The 17,059-nt window shown below is 71.8% G+C and carries 18 protein-coding genes and 1 pseudogene; 9 read left to right on the top strand and 10 right to left on the bottom strand.

Features of this window, described 5'->3' with window-relative positions:
- Positions 1–115: 115 nt before the first annotated feature.
- From HUN59_RS16135 to HUN59_RS16125, 3 genes and pseudogenes are all read left to right on the top strand, one after another.
- Positions 116–784 carry a hypothetical protein gene (locus HUN59_RS16135; protein WP_174778934.1) on the top strand — a complete coding sequence of 223 codons (669 nt, stop codon included), beginning with the start codon at positions 116–118 and terminating at the stop codon, positions 782–784.
- Positions 785–824: 40 nt separating this feature from the next.
- A pseudogene (locus tag HUN59_RS16130) lies at positions 825–1,178 on the top strand (SOS response-associated peptidase family protein); the annotation flags it as partial.
- Positions 1,179–1,230: 52 nt separating this feature from the next.
- A complete protein-coding gene (locus HUN59_RS16125; RefSeq protein WP_174778933.1) occupies positions 1,231–1,617 on the top strand; it encodes a YchJ family protein in 387 nt (128 codons plus the stop codon).
- 16 nt (positions 1,618–1,633) lie between these two features.
- Here HUN59_RS16125 and HUN59_RS16120 read toward each other — a convergent pair whose 3' ends face one another.
- From HUN59_RS16120 to HUN59_RS16110, 3 genes are all read right to left on the bottom strand, one after another.
- A complete protein-coding gene (locus HUN59_RS16120; RefSeq protein WP_174778932.1) occupies positions 1,634–2,101 on the bottom strand; it encodes a hypothetical protein in 468 nt (155 codons plus the stop codon).
- A gap of 16 nt (positions 2,102–2,117) precedes the next feature.
- Positions 2,118–4,019 carry an alpha/beta hydrolase gene (locus tag HUN59_RS16115; RefSeq protein WP_174778931.1) on the bottom strand — a complete coding sequence of 634 codons (1,902 nt, stop codon included), beginning with the start codon at positions 4,017–4,019 and terminating at the stop codon, positions 2,118–2,120.
- 87 nt (positions 4,020–4,106) lie between these two features.
- Entirely contained in the window at positions 4,107–4,973 is an 867-nt protein-coding gene (locus tag HUN59_RS16110) for a shikimate dehydrogenase family protein (protein WP_174778930.1), read from the bottom strand.
- Positions 4,974–5,031: 58 nt separating this feature from the next.
- Here HUN59_RS16110 and HUN59_RS16105 point away from each other — a divergent pair, with 58 nt between their 5' ends.
- Positions 5,032–6,048, top strand: coding sequence for an iron-siderophore ABC transporter substrate-binding protein (locus HUN59_RS16105; RefSeq protein ID WP_254629916.1), 1,017 nt, complete (start codon positions 5,032–5,034; stop codon positions 6,046–6,048).
- A gap of 247 nt (positions 6,049–6,295) precedes the next feature.
- Here the strand turns inward: HUN59_RS16105 and HUN59_RS16100 are convergent, their stop codons facing one another.
- Complete coding sequence (locus HUN59_RS16100) at positions 6,296–6,703, bottom strand: DUF1304 domain-containing protein (protein WP_174778929.1); 408 nt, start codon at positions 6,701–6,703, stop codon at positions 6,296–6,298.
- 87 nt (positions 6,704–6,790) lie between these two features.
- Here HUN59_RS16100 and HUN59_RS16095 point away from each other — a divergent pair, with 87 nt between their 5' ends.
- Genes HUN59_RS16095 through HUN59_RS16085 form a run of 3 tightly spaced genes read left to right on the top strand, consistent with a single transcriptional unit; the run spans position 6,791 to position 8,675 of the window.
- Positions 6,791–7,111: a chorismate mutase gene (locus HUN59_RS16095; protein WP_174778928.1), complete on the top strand. Its 321-nt coding sequence runs from the start codon at positions 6,791–6,793 to the stop codon at positions 7,109–7,111.
- Complete coding sequence (locus HUN59_RS16090) at positions 7,108–8,229, top strand: lactonase family protein (RefSeq protein WP_174778927.1); 1,122 nt, start codon at positions 7,108–7,110, stop codon at positions 8,227–8,229. Before HUN59_RS16095 ends, HUN59_RS16090 begins: the two co-directional genes overlap by 4 nt.
- Positions 8,193–8,675, top strand: coding sequence for a GNAT family N-acetyltransferase (locus HUN59_RS16085; protein ID WP_368076178.1), 483 nt, complete (start codon positions 8,193–8,195; stop codon positions 8,673–8,675). Before HUN59_RS16090 ends, HUN59_RS16085 begins: the two co-directional genes overlap by 37 nt.
- 125 nt (positions 8,676–8,800) lie before the next feature.
- On the opposite strand, the gene HUN59_RS16080 is transcribed toward HUN59_RS16085, so the two are convergent.
- From HUN59_RS16080 to HUN59_RS16060, 5 genes are all read right to left on the bottom strand, one after another.
- Positions 8,801–9,718 carry a 2-hydroxyacid dehydrogenase gene (locus HUN59_RS16080; RefSeq protein WP_174778925.1) on the bottom strand — a complete coding sequence of 306 codons (918 nt, stop codon included), beginning with the start codon at positions 9,716–9,718 and terminating at the stop codon, positions 8,801–8,803.
- 61 nt (positions 9,719–9,779) lie between these two features.
- Positions 9,780–12,161, bottom strand: coding sequence for a phosphoribosylformylglycinamidine synthase subunit PurL (gene purL / locus HUN59_RS16075; protein ID WP_254629915.1), 2,382 nt, complete (start codon positions 12,159–12,161; stop codon positions 9,780–9,782).
- 38 nt (positions 12,162–12,199) lie between these two features.
- Positions 12,200–12,895, bottom strand: a complete 696-nt coding sequence (purQ, locus tag HUN59_RS16070) for a phosphoribosylformylglycinamidine synthase subunit PurQ (RefSeq protein WP_058742209.1) — start codon at positions 12,893–12,895, stop codon at positions 12,200–12,202.
- A 5-nt stretch (positions 12,896–12,900) separates the two neighbouring features.
- Positions 12,901–13,155 carry a phosphoribosylformylglycinamidine synthase subunit PurS gene (gene purS / locus HUN59_RS16065; protein WP_114850231.1) on the bottom strand — a complete coding sequence of 85 codons (255 nt, stop codon included), beginning with the start codon at positions 13,153–13,155 and terminating at the stop codon, positions 12,901–12,903.
- A 4-nt stretch (positions 13,156–13,159) separates the two neighbouring features.
- Positions 13,160–13,753: a PadR family transcriptional regulator gene (locus tag HUN59_RS16060; protein ID WP_174778924.1), complete on the bottom strand. Its 594-nt coding sequence runs from the start codon at positions 13,751–13,753 to the stop codon at positions 13,160–13,162.
- 265 nt (positions 13,754–14,018) lie between these two features.
- Here HUN59_RS16060 and HUN59_RS16055 point away from each other — a divergent pair, with 265 nt between their 5' ends.
- Positions 14,019–14,468, top strand: a complete 450-nt coding sequence (locus HUN59_RS16055) for a PadR family transcriptional regulator (protein ID WP_174778923.1) — start codon at positions 14,019–14,021, stop codon at positions 14,466–14,468.
- The gene (locus HUN59_RS16050) at positions 14,465–16,093 is read left to right on the top strand and encodes a DHA2 family efflux MFS transporter permease subunit (RefSeq protein WP_254629914.1); all 1,629 of its coding nucleotides are present in this window, start codon (positions 14,465–14,467) and stop codon (positions 16,091–16,093) included. Before HUN59_RS16055 ends, HUN59_RS16050 begins: the two co-directional genes overlap by 4 nt.
- 124 nt (positions 16,094–16,217) lie before the next feature.
- On the opposite strand, the gene HUN59_RS16045 is transcribed toward HUN59_RS16050, so the two are convergent.
- Complete coding sequence (locus tag HUN59_RS16045; RefSeq protein WP_254629913.1) at positions 16,218–17,039, bottom strand: cytochrome c oxidase assembly protein; 822 nt, start codon at positions 17,037–17,039, stop codon at positions 16,218–16,220.
- Positions 17,040–17,059: the final 20 nt, after the last annotated feature.

Below are 17,059 nucleotides of genomic sequence, written 5' to 3'. Positions count from 1 at the left end.
GTGTATAAGAGACAGGACGTCTTCTGCTCCATCGAAGGCGGTGCACGAGTGAGGCGAGGGCGTTCCGAGGGCGCAGCACGTCCGCGCACGCAGGGCGTGGGGGTAAGAGTGAGGAGTGTTGCGGCTCGGGTGGCAGGTGATGCGGGGGCTCCTCGGCCAGGTCGTCGACCTCGCGCGGGTCCGCCGTGCCCTGTGGATCGCCGGTGCCGTCGCTGCCGTGGTGCTCGGCGCGCTCGTCGCCCTGCACCTGGTGAACGGTTGGGCCGGGACGGGGAGCCTGCGGCCGGGGCTCGTGGTCGCGGCCGTGACGGCCAGCGTGTTCCTGCTCGTCTACGCCTGCTGCCCCACGGCGCGCGAGGTCGGCCCGGAGCTGCGGATCAACGGACGGCAGGTCCGGCCGAACACTGCGTTGGCGGTCCGGTGGGAGGTCCGCCCCTACCTGGACCGCGTCCGGCGCCCGGTGTACCCGGAGCACCGCGAGGCGATCCTGAACGACGTGCCCCTGCTGCAGCGCGGCCTGGTGCGCCGGCTGACCCGGCTCGCCCCGCTGCTGCTCGCCGTGGCGATCGGCGCAGCCGTGGTGCTCACGACAGGACGCGCTCAGGTGTTCGCGGTCCTGTGGCCGTTCGTGTACCTCTTCACACTGCCCGACATGGTGCTCCGGATCGGACGATCCGAACGGGCACGGCGGGACGCCCTCGCGACGCCGCCCGCGGCCCCGGAGCAGCGGCCGCAGTGGCGTCGGGACCCGAGCGGCTCGAAGCTGGGCCTGCCCGGGGAGTGACCGCCGGCCGGGTGTCGGTCCGGGCGGGCACACTGGGCGCATGTGTGGAAGGTTCGTCGTCTCCGACACCACGGCCGATCTGCTGCCCGAGCTCGTCGGTGAGCTCGCCGCGCGCACCGAGCACGTCGACCAGGAGACAGGCGAGGTGCACGCCGGCCTCGCCCCGAGCTGGAACGTCGCCCCGACGGACCCCGTGTACGCCGTCCGGCAGCGGCACGGGCAGCGCGAGCTCCCGCAGATCAGCTGGGGCTTCGTGCCGAGCTGGGCGAAGGACTTCCAGAAGCAGCGCCCGAAGCCGATCAACGCCCGGATCGAGACGGTCGCGACGAGCGGGATGTTCAAGCGGGCGTTCGCGACGAACCGGTGCATCGTCCCCGCGCTCGGGTACTACGAGTGGGTGGTGCGCGAGCAGGTCAGTGCGAGCGCGTCGCTGCTACCGTGCCGGGGTGCTCCCCGACGACCAGCGCTGCCCCTGCCTGAGCGGCAACCCCTACGGCGAGTGCTGCGGCCCCCTGCACGCCGGCGCCGCGGCCCCGACCGCCGAGCGGCTCATGCGCTCCCGGTTCAGCGCGTTCGCCCTGGGCCTGCCGGAGTACCTGCTGCGCAGCTGGCACCCGACCACCCGGCCGGACGAGCTGATGCTCGACCCGGCGCAGCGCTGGACACGGTTGGACATCGTCGCGACCCGGTCTGGAGGCCCGTTCGACTCCGCAGGTCAGGTCACCTTCCGCGCGTGGTGGCGCACCGACGACGACCGCGGGACGCTCGAGGAGACGAGCGAGTTCGTCCGCGAGCAGGGTCAGTGGTACTACGTCGACGGCGTCGTGAGCTGATCAGGGCGAGGCTCGGTCAGAAGTCGTTCGGGTCGAGGTCGGTGAGGTTTCCCGCTGCGCACTGCGACTGACCCATGATCGTGTACCCCGCCTTGTCCGCGTAGAAGTCGACGCTCGTGACCGGCCCCCCGTGCCCTCGGACGCCGAGGATCGGGTCCGCGGAACCGGATTGGTACCGCTCGGTGGTGATCCCGAGCCCGTCCCACTCGTCCTGCATCGCCGCGACGTCCTTCGCCGGATCGTCGGACGCCTGGCCGTCGATGATGTAGACCCACGTGACGCCGTCTCCGGATGGACATGTCCCGAGCCGTGCGGCGCTCCGCGGCGTCCAGGCGCTCCCGACGCCATCCGTGGAGCGCTGCACGATGGCCTCGATGTCCTGCTTGGCTTGCTTCGGCTGCACAGTCGGTCCTCCACTGCAACTCGTCACGGTCACCATCACGGCCACGGCGACGACCGCCGCAGCCCACCTGGTCGTCTTCATGCGCCCCTCATCCGGATCACGGTACCGGCCGGGAGTTCGCCAGGCCCTGTTCGAACAGTGTCGGACCAGCCGGTTCGTAGGGGGTCAGATCGTCGCCGTGATCTGTTGTTGCCCTCGCCACGTTCAGCAGGGACTCCGTGCCCGGGTCCAGGTACCCGGTCTGGTCGTCGGTGTGCACCCCGTGGTCCCCAACAGCCCGACCGTCGTCCGAGCCGTCCGTGTTGAACGGCGTACTCCCGAAGCCGCGTTGGGTGGGGTCCGTGTGGTGATCGCTGCTGAACTCTCGACCGACGTGGGCCCACTGGTCGCCCTTCCCGCCTTCGAGGAACGGGATCACGTTCCGGGCCTGACCGGAGAACATCGCGTCGGCGTCGATGTCGCTCGCCGACGCGATGTCATCCGGGATGCCGGCCGACCCGACGGTCACGAACGCGTCGACGTGGGTCTGCCCCTCGCTGAGGGCGATGGCGGCGGTCGTCGACCCGTAGGAGTGCCCGAGCACCGCTGTGCGGGGAGGCCGATCCGCTCGGACCGCGGCGAGCCCCTGGATCGACGCCACCAGCGCAGGGGCTCCTGCGGCTGCCGCCTTCGTGTCGAAGACACCGAAGTCCGTGCCCCCGGCGACCGGGACGGCCGGGGCCTTGTAGCCCATCCACGCCACGACCGCGTGGGTCTTGCCCTTGTCGACTGTGTGCTGCTCGTCGAAGACGTTCTGCGCAGCGTCGGTCCAATTGGTCATCTTCTCGGTGCTGCTCCCCATGCCGGGCACCGCCCAGGTCACCGAGTCCGCGGTCGCGAGGTCGCCGATCGACACCGCGGCGAGCGGCGGCTCGTCGGCCGTCAGGGCGATGAGCTGCCGTGGCGCACCCCCGTCGACTGTCCTGAGCGATGCCGTGATGTCCTTGAGGGCGGCAAACTGGGGGTCGTGCGTCCGTTCCGCGTCTCGGAGTCGCGCGGCGAGCACCGTCCGGTTCGCTGCATCCCGAGCCCAGTGGGGGGCCCCTTCGAGGTTGCCGATCGCCGCCTGCACCGCGAGTGGCAGCGCGGCGAGGTCGCGCTTCGACCCCGTGCCGTTCGACCATCCGAGCGCGCTCCAGCGATCCACTACCTGTTCCGGCGTCAGACCGGCGGCGAGCACCTTCCGCAGCGCTGGCGGGAGCGTGCCCGACGCCGCGATGTCGAGGGCGGTGTTCGCGAGCGACCCGCTGCCGCCGGCTCGTTCGAACGCATCGGCGATCCGATCCAGCCACGAAGCGTCCTCGGCGTTCTCGGCGAGGATCTCCCGGAAGCCCGTGATGCAGGAGACCGAGTCGACGCGAGCCCACCCACACGAAGCGGTGAAGGCGGCCCAGGCCGTGCGGAGGGTCTCGAGGCGATCGCCCGCAGCCGTGTCGCTGCTCCGGCTCACCCGTGCGAAGGAACGCAGTGCAGCAGGCCGAGCGGAACTGCGACCGGTACTCGTTCCGTCACCGGTCCGGGTGCGTCGCCTGGCGCTGAACGTCGCCGAGATCGGTGTCGGCACCACCGGGGTGTCCGCGGGCTTCGGATCGAAGACCCCGGCGCCCCACGCGCCGACCGCCTCGAGCGTGCCCTCGGCGGCGGAGGCCCGTCGCTGCGCGTCCCGCGTCTCCCACGCTGCCAGATCCCGGATGCGTTCCCGCTCGCGGGCTGCCTGGCTCGCGACGGTCCGCACCTGACCCGCGAGCTCGTCGAGCGTGCTGGCGAGCTTCGGGCGGTCCTGTGCCTCGTCGAGCACCGCTTGTCGGAACCGGTCGGCGTAGGCGCCGTCGAAGTCGTCGAGCGCTGACTCTGCAGCGGCTCGGCGCGGTCCGCCCTGACCACGCAACGTGTCCGACGCGGCGATGGCCGCTCGCATCACCGCGTCGGCAGCAGCGTCGTCGAACTGCACTGTCGTCATGGTCCCCCCTCCGGCCGCCCCCGCGGTCAGGTCACAGCCTGCCGGAATGCCACATGCGACGCAACCCTCGGCGGAGAGTTCGCGCGCTCAGCCCGCGATCGCGTCCGGCAGCCCGACGGAGCGTCGCATCGCCCGGCGCACGGCAGACTCGTCTGGCAGCAGCTCGTCCTGGTCCCCGGTCAGGAAGAACCGGATCTGCCCGATCGCCTGCTCCGTGAGCATGTCGAGCCCGTTCAGCACGCGCCCACCCGTGGCCGCCCACCGGCTCGCGGCGACGGTCGGCCACGGCTCGTAGGCCACGTCGAACAGCACGGCGTCCGGCCCCGACGGCAGCAGCTCGAGCGAGTCCGCCGCGCCCCCGGGGAGCGTCGACACGAGGAACCCGTGCCGGGTGCCGGGCAGCGCGGACACGGGCAGGACCTCGAGCGTGACGCCCAGCCGCACCGCCAGGTCGACGAGGGCACCGGCCTTCGCGGTGTCCCGCAGGAACAGCCGGACGTCGACGGCACCGAGCCGGACGGCCGCGGTGAGGGCGCTCGCCGCGGTGGCACCGCCGCCGAGGATGCTCGCCTGACCGGGCACGTGCCCGAGGGCCTCGACGGGCCGGACGATCCCCTCGACGTCGGTGTTCGCGCCCGCCAGGACGACCCGATCGCCCTCCTGCCGGAACGCGACGGTGTTCGCGACGCCGAGTGCGTCGACGAGCGGGGTCGTCCGGTCGAGCATCGGCACGACGTCCCGCTTCAACGGCATGGTCAGGCTCAGCCCACGCCACTCCGGACCCAGCCCCGCGACGAACGCGTCGAGCCCGCCGGACGCGACCTCGTGCCTCCCGTACGTCCATCCGACCCCGAGCGCGTCGTAGGCCGCTGCGTGCAGGGTGGGCGAGAGCGAGTGCGCGATGGGGGAGCCGAGCACGGCGAGGCGGGTGCGGTGGGGGTCCGAGTACTCCACGCAGGCGAGCCTATCCACGGCGCGGCGCCCGAGCGGCGCTTAGGGTAGCCTTACCTACGTGATCCGTACCTCCCCCTCCGCGCGTCGCGTCCGGCGCGTGCTCGCGGCTGCCGGCGCCGTCGTCGCCGCGTCCCTCGTCCTCGCCGGCTGCAGCGGCGGCTCGCCGTCCGGCTCGGCCTCCGGCGACGCGTCCGGTTTGTCCGGCGCCTTCCCGGTGTCCATCACCACCGCGCTCGGCACCACCGAGATCCCCTCACAGCCGAAGCGCGTCGTCGCCCTCGGCTGGGGTGACGCCGAGACGGCGCTCGAGCTCGGTGTGCAGCCCGTCGGCGCCAGCGACTGGCTCGCCTTCGGTGGGGACGGCGTCGGGCCGTGGCTCAAGGACGCCTACACGAAGAAGCCCGAGATCATCCAGACGCTCGAGCCGAGCTACGAGCAGATCCTGAAGCTCAAGCCGGACCTGATCCTCGACACCAAGAGCTCTGGAGACAAGGACCGCTACAGCAAGCTCTCCGCGATCGCCCCGACCGTGGCGATCCCCAAGGGCGGCGCGAACTACCTCACGACCACCGAGCAGCAGGTCGACATGATCGCGAAGGCGCTCGGCAAGGAGTCCGAGGGCAAGAAGCTGCTCAGCGGCCTCGACGACGCGTACGCCGCCGCGAAGAAGGCGCACCCGGAGTTCCAGGGCAAGACCGCCGTCGTCGGCTCGTACACGTCCGAGGGCTTCGGCGCCTACGCCTCGAGCGACAGCCGGTCGGTGGTCCTCAAGAACCTCGGGTTCACGATCCCGAAGGCCATCGACGAGCAGGCCGGGGACGCCTTCTCGGTCAAGCTGTCGGAGGAGAACCTCGACCTGCTGAACGCCGACCTGACGCTCATCCTGCCGATCTACGTCGACGCGTCCAAGGCCGAGGCCGACCCGCTGTTCCAGAAGGTGCCGTCCGTGCAGGAGGGCCACTCCATCGTCGTCAGCGACGCGAACGTCTCGTCGGCGTTCTCGCTCGGGACGACCGCGGCGATCGAGTGGGCGCTCGAGCGGCTGCCGGACGAGATGGCGAAGAAGGTCGGCTGAGCCGACCCCAGGATGGACGGGAGGCGCGGTGCCAGCTGGCACCGCGCCTCCCGTCCGTCTCGGGGTGCGCCCGGCGCGTCCGGGTGCTGGGTGCCTGGCTCGCCGATCCGCGCGTGGCAGGACGATCTGCGCGTGGGAGGCCCATCCGCGCGAAGGAGGCCGTTCCTTCCTGCACCCGATGCGCGTTCCGTCCTCCCATCGCACGCGCGATGGGACGGAACGACGCCGGTGTTCGGCGCGCGTCGGGCTAGGACGCGGGGAAGGTCGAGCCGAGGAACGCGAAGATGAGGGCGATCAGCGGCAGCGAGCCCTGCACGAACGCCGAGTTGAGGTACCGGCGCCCCGTTCCCGCCAGGACCACGGCGGCGCCGAGCATGCTCACGGTCGAGAACACGACGAGCGGCCAGCCGGTGGCGCCGTTGCCGACCGCGACCAGGGCGACGCCGACGATCGCACCGATCGCGAGGAACAGGTTGTAGAAGCCCTGGTTGAACGCGAGGGCGCGGGTGGCCTGCGCCTCGGTCTCGCTCGCGATGCCGAAGACACGGCGCACGCGGGGGCTGGTCCAGGCGACGGACTCGAGGAAGAAGATGTACACGTGGACGAGGCCCGCGAGGACCGCACACACGCTCGAGATCACGAGCAGGACCGACATGGCCTCCATTCTCGCAGCCCGGGGGAGGTGCTCGTGTCCGCCCGTCACGCAGCCCTCGCAGCGGGGCACCGCCGGTAGGCTCGGGCCATGAATGCCGACGAGTCCACGCCCGTCCACGACGATGCAGTCGCCGAGCTGACGAGCATCCGGCAGAGCATCGACAACATCGACGCCGCCGTGATCCACATGCTCGCGGAGCGGTTCAAGTACACGCAGCGTGTCGGGTACCTCAAGGCCTCGGCCGGCATGCCCGCCGCCGACCCGAACCGTGAGCAGGTCCAGGTCGCCCGGCTCCGGCAGCTCGCGGCGGAGTCGCACCTCGACCCGGCGTTCGCGGAGAAGTTCCTGAACTTCATCGTCGCCGAGGTCATCCACCACCACGAGCGCATCGCGGGCGGCGCGAAGTGAGCGAGTCCGGGGCGCTCGACGACCTGGCTGTGCTCGACGACCTGCACGTGCTCGTGGGGTCGTACACGGCGACGGGTGGCGGGTCGGCGACGGGCATCTCGATCGTGCACGGCACCACAGCCCACACCGCGGCCGTGATGGACGACCCGTCGTTCCTCGCTGTCGACGGCGACCGGGTCTACGCCGTGTCCGAGACCGCCGACGGCAGCGTCTCGGCCTTCCGCTACGCCGACGGCGCACTCGAGCACCGCTGGGACGCGACCGCCGGCGGCGACGCCCCCTGTCACGTCCGGGTCGACCCGTCCGGCGCGCTCGTCGTCACGAACTACGTCTCCGGGACGGTCACGGCGATCGGGCTCGCGGCAGCGGAGGCGCACGCCACCGCGGTGCTCGACGGCAGCTCCGTCGGTCCCGGATCCGCCGAGCCGCACGGGCTGGGCGACCGCGTCGTCGTGCCGGAGTCCGCGATCGTCACCGGCGTGCTGCCCGACGTCGAGGGTCCCGTCGAGGACCGGCAGGAGGGGCCGCACGCACACCAGTCCATCGGGACGCCCGACGGCACCGTGCTGGTGGCGGACCTCGGCGGTGACGCGCTGCACGAGTTCCGCGTGACGGGCGAGCCCGCGATCGACCTGGTCCGCGTGCACCACCTCGGTCCCGGGGTCGGGCCGCGGCACATGGTGTGGCTCGGCGACGACCTGATCGTCGCGGGCGAGCTCGACGGGCGCGTGTACCGACTCCGCCGGGACGACTCCGGGTCGCTCGTGCCCGTAGCCTCGGCCGCGACCTTCGAAGGGCCGGTGGGGGAGTCGCTCCTGTCCCACATCGAGGTCGACGACGCCGGGCGGGTGCTCGTCGCCGTCCGTGGCCGGGACCTGATCGTCGTGCTGGACACCGACGGGGACGGGCTCGCCGTGGTCGGCAGTGCCTCCTCGGGTGGCGTGTGGCCGCGGCACTTCGCGCAGGTCCCCGGGTTCCTGCTCGTCGCGAACCAGATGTCGGACGCCGTGGCGGTGCTGCCCGTGGGCGAGGACGGCGTGCCCGGCGGACCTGTGGCGCAGATCGCCGTCGGTAGCCCGGCGTGCGTCCTGCCGATCGCACCGTCGGCGCAGGGCTGACCGTGTCCGGGGGAGCGCTCGCCGTCGGGCCCCTCGCAGACGGGTACGGGCTCGTCGTGGGTCCGCCCCCGCTCGACGACTACCTGCGCCTCCGACGGGACTCGGGACTGTCGCCGAAGGAGCCCGAGCAGGGTGCCGGGGCGATCGCCGGGTCGTGGTCGGCGTGCCACGTCGTGGACCACGAGGGTGTGCCGGTCGCGATGGGCCGCACCATCGGGGACGGCGGGTGGTACTTCCACATCGCGGACATCGCCACCGATCCGGCGCACCAGCGCCGCGGGCTCGGACGTGCGGTCGTCGAGTGGCTCGTCGCGGACGTCCGTGCGCGAGCGCCCCGAGGGGCGTACATCACGCTCGTCGGGTATCCGCCCGGGCAGCGGCTCTACCGGTCGCTCGGGTTCGAGGACGTGGCGCCGAGCCTGGGCATGGCGCTGCCGATCGACTGAGCGGCGGCGCGGCGCGGCGCGGCCCGGGACTCGGCTCGGCGGACGCTTCCGCTGTCGCCGACCCACGGAACCGCCCGCGGGGACGAGTCTCGCGACGCCCGCCGGCCCGACGGCGGCCTCGCCGGTCAGCGGGGGATGACGTTCCGGAAGGGGCTGCCCTCGGCCAGCGCGGTGACCTGCTGCCGCATCAGCTCGAGGGTGCGCGGCACGCTGAGGTCGGTGTTGCCGCCGACGTGCGGCGTGAGCACGGTGTTCGGCGTCGTCCACAGCGGGTGTCCGGCCGGCAGCGGTTCGGGGTCGGTGACGTCGAGCGCCGCACTCAGACGGCCCGAGGTGAGTTCCGCCACCAGGGCGTCGGTGTCGACGACCTTGCCGCGGGCGACGTTCACCACGAGGGCACCGTCCGGCAGCGCGGCGAGCAGGTCCGAGTCGACGAGCCGTTCGGTCTCGTCGGTCAGCGGGGTGATGAGCACGAGGACGTCCGTGTCGGCGGCGAGGGACGGCAGGTCGCCGAAGGCGTGCACCTGCCGACCGTCCTGCTCCCGAGCCGTCCGTGCGACGACGGTCACCGGGCACCGCATCGCTTCGAACCGGGTCGCGATCGCGGCGCCGATCGCCCCGTAGCCGACCACGGTGACGCGACGGTCCGCGAGGGAGCGGGTCTGCCGTGCATCCCACACCCCAGCGGTACGGTCGGACTGGAACGCCGCGATCTCCCGCAGCGAGGTCAGCGCGAGCCCGACCGCGAGTTCGGCGGTCTCGTCGTCGTGGATGCCGCGGCCGTTCGCGAGCTCGGCGTGCTCCGGGACGTGCGGCACCGCGTGCTCGTAGCCGGCGCTCGGGAGCTGCAGCAGCCGCAGGTTCGGCAGCTCGTGCACGTACTGCCAGCGGTGCCGTCCGCCGAAGTAGAACGGCAGCAGCGTGAGGGCCACCTCGTCGGGGCGACCGTACGGGCCCTCGACGTCCCACACGTCGAGCTCGACGCCGTCCGGCACGGGGCCGAAGCGGTCGACGAGCTCGGCGAACGGCAGGGTGACGATCACCGCGCGATCCGGGTGACCGGGCCGGGGGCGACCACCGCCGCCGCCGTCCGCCGGATCGACATCAGCTGTCGGCCCGCGGCGAGAACGCGCCGTCGGTGTCGAGCGGGCCGCGGCCGACGTAGCCCTCGGTCACGTCCTCGGTGATGACGTCGCCGAAACGCGCCGGCAGCGTCGCGGCGTGCGTGCCGCGGAGCTCGTCGAGGGTCGACTCGAACGCGCCCTGGACCTCGAGCGTGCCCGACGCGGCGTCGGTCACGCCGATGCGCAGCACCGGGAAGCCCCGGCCCTCGCACAGGCCCTGGAAGCGCACGTCGTCCTCGCGCCGGACGGTCACGATGACGCGGCCGGTCGACTCCGAGAACAGTGCGGTCGCGGTGTCGACGCCGTCGCGGGCCTCGAGCTCGTCGAGCACCACCCGGGCGCCGAGGCCGAACCGCAGCACCGACTCGGCGAGGGCCTGGCCGAGGCCGCCGTCCGCCAGATCGTGGGCGCTGGTCAGCAGCTGCTCGCCGGAGGCCGCGTACAGCAGCTCCGCCAGGGCCTTCTCGCGCTCGAGGTCCACCGCCGGCGGGCGTCCGCCGAGGTGCCCGTGCACCGTGCCGGCCCACGCCGACCCGTCGAGCTCCAGGCTCGTCGTACCGAGCAGGTAGATGTTGTGGCCGTCGTCCTGCCAGCCCGAGGGCACCCGCAGCGCGACGTCGTCGATGATGCCGAGCACGCCGACGACGGGGGTCGGGTGGATCGGGGTGGTGCCGGTCTGGTTGTAGAACGACACGTTGCCGCCGGTGACCGGGATGCCGAGCTCCATGCAGCCGTCCGCCAGGCCCTCGACCGCCTCGGAGAACTGCCACATGACCTCGGGGTTCTCGGGGGAGCCGAAGTTCAGGCAGTCGGTGACCGCGGCCGGGACGGCACCGGTGACGGCGACGTTCCGGTACGCCTCGGCCAGGGCCAGCCGTGCGCCCTGCTTCGGGTCGAGCTGGCAGTACCGGCCGTTGGCGTCGGTCGCGATGGCGACGCCGAGTCCGGTCTCCTCGTCGACGCGGATCATGCCGCCGTCGTCGGGGAAGGACAGCGCGGTGTTGCCGAGCACGTAGGTGTCGTACTGGTTGGTGACCCAGTTCTTCGACGCCAGGTTCGGCGAACCGAGCAGCTGCAGGAACTGCGCCTTGAGCGCCGGGCCGTCGGTCGGACGGTCGAGCGAGGCCGCGGTGTCGGCCTGCAGGGCGTCGATCCACGTCGGGTAGGCCACCGGGCGGTCGTACACGGGACCGTCGACGGCCACGGTGCGCGGGTCGACGTTGACGATCTCCTGGCCCTGCCAGTCGATGACGAGGCGGCCGGTGCCGGTGACCTCGCCCAGGACGCTGGTCTCGACCTCCCACTTGCCGACGACCGCGAGGAACTCGTCGAGCTTCTCGGGGCGGACGACGGCCATCATGCGCTCCTGGCTCTCCGACATGAGGATCTCCTCTGCCGTGAGCGTGGGGTCGCGGAGCAGCACGTCGTCGAGCGAGATGTGCATGCCACCGTCGCCGTTGCTCGCGAGCTCCGACGTGGCGCACGAGATCCCGGCGGCGCCCAGGTCCTGGATGCCCTCGACCAGTTCCTTCTGGAACAGCTCGAGGCAGCACTCGATGAGCACCTTCTCGGCGAAGGGGTCGCCGACCTGGACCGCCGGACGCTTGGTCGGGCCGCCCTCGGTGAAGGTGTCGGACGCCAGGATCGACGCGCCGCCGATGCCGTCGCCACCCGTGCGGGCACCGAAGAGCACGACCTTGTTGCCCGCGCCGGAGGCGTTCGCCAGGTGCAGGTCCTCGTGCCGCAGGACACCGACCGCGAGGGCGTTCACCAGCGGGTTGCCCTGGTACACCGGGTCGAAGTAGGTCTCGCCGCCGATGTTCGGCAGACCGAGGCAGTTGCCGTAGAACGAGATGCCGCCGACGACACCGTGCACGACGCGGGCGGTGTCCTCGTGGTCGATCGCGCCGAAGCGGAGCTGGTCCATCACGGCGACCGGACGCGCGCCCATCGAGATGATGTCGCGGACGATGCCACCGACACCGGTCGCGGCGCCCTGGTACGGCTCGACGTAGGACGGGTGGTTGTGCGACTCGACCTTGAAGGTCACCGCCCAGCCGTTGCCCACGTCGACGACACCGGCGTTCTCGCCCATGCCGACCATGAGGTTCTTGGTCATCTCCGGCGTGACCTTCTTGCCGAACTGCCGCAGGTAGTTCTTGCTCGACTTGTACGAGCAGTGCTCCGACCACATCACGGAGTACATCGCGAGCTCGCCCGAGGTGGGGCGGCGGCCCAGGATCTCGCGGATCTTCGCGTACTCGTCGGCCTTGAGCCCGAGGGCCTCGTACGGCTGCTCCTTGTCGGGCGTTGCGGCGGCGTCCTGGACGGTGTCGGGCTTCGGGCGAACGTGGGTCGTCACGGTGTTGTCGTTCCCTGTCACTGGAGTCGTGGCCGCGGTCACTTGACCAGCGTCGACTCGATCACGGAGGTGAAGAAGGTGAGGCCGTCCGTGCCGGAGGCCATCGCCGCGGGGGTGTCCGGGCCGAACCCGGGCTCCGTCGCGTGCTCGGGGTGGGGCATCAGCCCGACGACGTTGCCGCGCTCGTTCGAGACGCCCGCGATGTCGTCGATCGACCCGTTCGGGTTCACGCCGACGTAGCGGAACACGACCTGACCGTTGTCCTCGATGCGCTTGATCTCGTCGGCGTCCGCGACGAAGCGGCCGTCGGCGTTCTTCAGCGGGATGGTGATCTCCTGCTGGGCGTCGAAGCCCGAGGTCCACGCGGTGCCGGCGTTCTCGACGCGGAGCTTCTGGTCGCGCCGGATGAACTGCTGGTGGGCGTTGCGGGTGTGCGCGCCCGGCACCAGTCGTGCCTCGGCCAACATCTGGAAGCCGTTGCAGATGCCGAGCACGGGCATGCCCTTGCCGGCGGCGTCGATGACCTCGGCCATGATCGGGGCCTTCGCCGCGATCGCACCGGCACGCAGGTAGTCGCCGTACGAGAACCCGCCGGGGAGGATGATCGCCTCGACCCCCTGCAGGTCGTGGTCGCCGTGCCAGAGCGCGACGGGTTCGCCGCCGGCCAGCCGGACCGCGCGCTGGGCGTCGCGGTCGTCGAGCGAGCCGGGGAAGGTGATGACGCCGATCCGCATGCGGCTCACGCCTGCTCGGCGACGGTGACCGAGACGACGTCCTCGATCACGGCGTTCGAGAAGACGTCGGCCGCGATCTCGCGGACCTCGGCCAGCTTCGCGTCGTCGACGGGGCCGTCGACGGCGATCTCGAAGCGCTTGCCGATGCGGACGTCGGTCAGGTCGGCCTTGCCGAGACGGGCGAGCGCGTTGCCCACCGCCTTGCCCTGGGGATCGAGGATCTCAGCCTTGGGCATGACCTCGACGACGATGGTTGGCACGTGTTCACTCCAGCGCTTGGGTGGTGTCGGGGAGGACCGGATCGGTCCAGGGGACGGCGCCGTTCCGGAGGCGTTCCGTCGTGGCGCGGAGCCACTCGATCTGGGCGGTCAGCATGGCACGGACGTACGACACGTCCAGCCAGTACCGCTCGGGCAGGTCCTTGCCGCGGACGACGTCGAGGATCTCGTCGGCCTCGTCCCGCTGCCGCTCGAGCGCGTGCACCCGCCGGTCGAGCGCGTCGACGGCCTCGGCGAGGGGCAGGTTCTCGACCTCGGCGAGCGCCAGGTGGAACACCGGGTACTCGTCGGCAGGGTCGGCGAGCATGCCGACCAGGCCGTCGTGCAGCACCGTCCACCCGCTCTCGGTGATCGCGTAGGTGGTGCGTTCCGGTCGGTTGCCCTCGCGGTCGGTGCCGACGACCTCGGCGAGGCCGAGCTCCACGAGGCGGCCGACCTGGTGGTAGAGGGTGCCCGGTCGGACCTTGACGTTCCGCCCGTCGCGCCGGTGGGTCATCGTCTGGAACATCTCGTACGGGTGCGTGGGGCCCTCTGCGAGGAGCCCGAGCGCGGCGAACGCGAGCGGCGTGAGCGACGCCATCCGTGCCTCCAGTCCGACATGACGGATTGCTCCGTCCCGATCATTCGACCTGGAATATACGCCTTGGAGCAGCCGTCGGCAACCAGACGGGCGCGTTCTCCACAGGCGCGCACCGCGCGCACGCAGTTCCACACAGGAGGCACGGTGCGGTCCCGGCGCGTCGCGCGCGGACCGTAGACTGGTCGCGTCCCACCCAACCCACCGGCGCGACGGGCGGAACGTCAAGGTCCGACCGGGCACCCTCTACCACCAGGTCGGCCGCCTCGTGGAGCTCGGCCTCGCCGAGGTCGTCGGCACCGACCGCGAGGGCAACCGACCGGAACGCACCACCTACGCGATCACCGAGAGCGGGTGGACGGTGCTGCACGACGGCCTGGTCGGCATGCTCGCCGACCCTGCCGACGAGTACCCGGTGTTCCACCTGGCGCTCGCCGAGGTCGAGAACCTGCCCCTCGCCGAGGCCGTCGACGCGCTCGACCGGCGGGTGCACGCGCTCGAGCGGCAGCGGGACGAGGCCGACGAGATCCTCGACGTCGTCCGCGGCAAGGACCTGCCCGAGCGGTACTGGCTGGACGTGTCGTACGTCCGTGCCATGCTGACCGCCCAGATCGAGTGGCTCCGCGCCACGACGGAACGCCTCCGGAACGGCGCCGTCCCCTGGACCGATCCGGTCCTCCCCGACACCACCACCAGCAGCAAGGAACACACTCGATGACCTCCGCCACCACCACTGGCGCCCCGACGATGCACGAGAAGAAGCCCTGGCCCGCGCTCTGGGCCCTCGTCGTCGGGTTCTTCATGATCCTCGTCGACTCGACCATCGTGTCGGTCGCGACCCCCACCATCGCCTCGGCGCTCCACGCGGACATCAACGCCGTGATCTGGGTGACCAGCGCCTACCTGCTCGCGTACGCGGTGCCGCTGCTCATCACGGGCCGGCTCGGCGACCGCTTCGGCCCGAAGGTGCTGTACCAGGTCGGGCTCGTCGTCTTCACGCTCGCCAGCCTGTGGTGCGGCCTGGCCGGCTCGATCGAGGTGCTCATCATCGCCCGCGTCGTGCAGGGCCTCGGCGCCGCCATGATGACCCCGCAGACGATGGCCGTCATCACCCGCATCTTCCCGCCGCAGAACCGCGGTGCGGCGATGGGCCTGTGGGGCGCCGTCGCCGGTGTCGCCTCGCTCGTCGGCCCGATCGTCGGCGGCCTGCTCGTCGACGGCTTCGGCTGGGAGTGGATCTTCTTCGTGAACGTCCCCGTCGGCATCGTCGCGTTCGTGCTCGCGCAGCGGTTCGTCCCGACCTTCGAGCGTCGCGGGCACCGCTTCGACTACCTCGGCATCGTGCTGTCCGCCGTCGGCATGTTCCTGCTCGTCTTCGGCATCCAGGAGGGCGAGACCTACGACTGGGGCACCATCACCGGGCCGATCTCCGTCTGGTCGCTCATCATCACCGGGATCGTCGTCCTCGCCGCGTTCGTCGTGTGGCAGGGCACGCAGAAGGGCGAGCCGCTGCTGCCCCTCGGGCTGTTCAAGGACCGCAACTTCACGCTCGCGAACATCGCGATCACCGCGGTGGGCGTCGCGATCTCGTCGTTCGCGCTCCCGATCATGCTGTGGGCGCAGGACGAGCTCCGCTTCACCCCGACCCAGGCCGCGCTGCTCCTCGTGCCGCAGGCCGTCATCTCCGCCGGGCTCGCGCCGCTCGTCGGCAAGAACCTGAACAAGTGGAACCCGCGGTGGGTCGGGGCGTTCGGTCTCGCCTGCTTCTCCGGCGCCCTCTTCTGGTTCGGGTCGCTCCTGTGGTCCGGTGCCGACTGGGGCTGGACGCTGCTGCCGAGTGCGCTGCTCGGGCTCGCGAACGCGTGCATGTGGGGGCCGCTCTCGGTCTCCGCGACGCGGAACCTGCCGCCGGCGCTCGCGGGTGCCGGGTCGGGCGTCTACAACACCACCCGGCAGATCGGTGCGGTGCTCGGCTCCGCAGGGATCGCGGCGCTGATCGAGGCCCGGATCACGGCGAACTTCCCGTCCGGTGCCGGCTCGACGTCGGGCGGCGGCGCCGAGCAGCAGGTCGGTGCGCTGCCGGCGTTCCTGCAGCAGCCGTTCGCCACCGCGATGGGGCAGTCGCTCGTGCTGCCGGCCCTGGTGCTCGTCGTGGCGATCGTCGCGGCCCTGTTCCTGGCGAAGCCGAAGCAGACCGTGCAGTGGCAGCAGACCGGGGCGGTGCCGACGCAGCCCGAGGCCGAGAAGGTCGGTGCGGGGGCGCACGCTGCGGCTCCGGCGCCGGCCACCGCGGAGGAGGAGCTGGCGGCCACCGACCACCACGGTCGTCACGCGGACGCCTGACCCGCGCTGCGCCGATCCCTGCGCGGCCCAGCCCGGCCCCGCGCCGCCCCTGATCACGGGGCGGTGCGGGGCCGGTCCTGCGTGGGGGCGGCTCCCACTCGCCAGCGCCACCACCGCACCGGGCTCAGCCGCGCCGCTGCAGGTGCTCGCGGGTGAGCGCCTCCATCTCCTCGTCGGAGAGCGCGTCGACGGACCGGGCTTCGCGGCGGTCGGTCCGCTGCCACCGGATGAACAGCATGATGAGGACGGGGACGTCAGCCACCTCGGCGATGAACCACAGCAGGTCGCCGGCGAGGTGCTGGTCCTCGAGGGGGTTCGGGAACCACGGCTGCCCGACGACGTGCACGAGGGAACCGTCGAGCACGTGGTTCGTCACGCGCATCACGATGCCGGGGACCGCGTCGAGCAGGAGCTCCACGAAGGCGAGCAGGAACTCGACCGTGACGAACGTCGAGCTCCGCAGCACGCCCGGCTCGGACAGCGGCGCGAGCAACCCGAAGCCGAGCACGGGCACGAGGACGGTGATCGCGACCGCCCACGCCGAGGACTCCCGTATGGTCGCCGCGAGCGGGGTCAGCAGCACCGCGAACAGCACGAGTCCGACGACCGGGGCGACGATCGCGTTGCCGAGGACCCGGATCGGGCGGGACCCCATCGCGCGGTCGGCGAGCCGTGCCAGGCGTTCCGGGCCGCCGAGCCGCAGCAGCGACACCGGTGCGGCGAGGGCGGCGAACGTCGGGACCGCGAAGAAGAGCAGGGCGAGCCGGAGGGTGAAGGCCCATCGGAGCAGCTGGTCGTACCGCCCGACCACGCCGAACTGCAGCAGCCCGAACAGCACGAGCGCGAGCAGGAACGACAGCGTCCGCCAGCCGGACCAGCGTGCGCCCCGACGGCGTGCTCCGACGATCCACCACCCGTACGCGACGGCGGCGACGGCGAGCAGCACGGCGGCGAGGGGATCGAACT

Source organism: Curtobacterium sp. Csp2, from assembly GCF_013347165.1.
The sequence above is the reverse complement of the archived record's forward strand: the minus strand, read 5'-3'. Positions and strand labels throughout refer to the sequence as shown.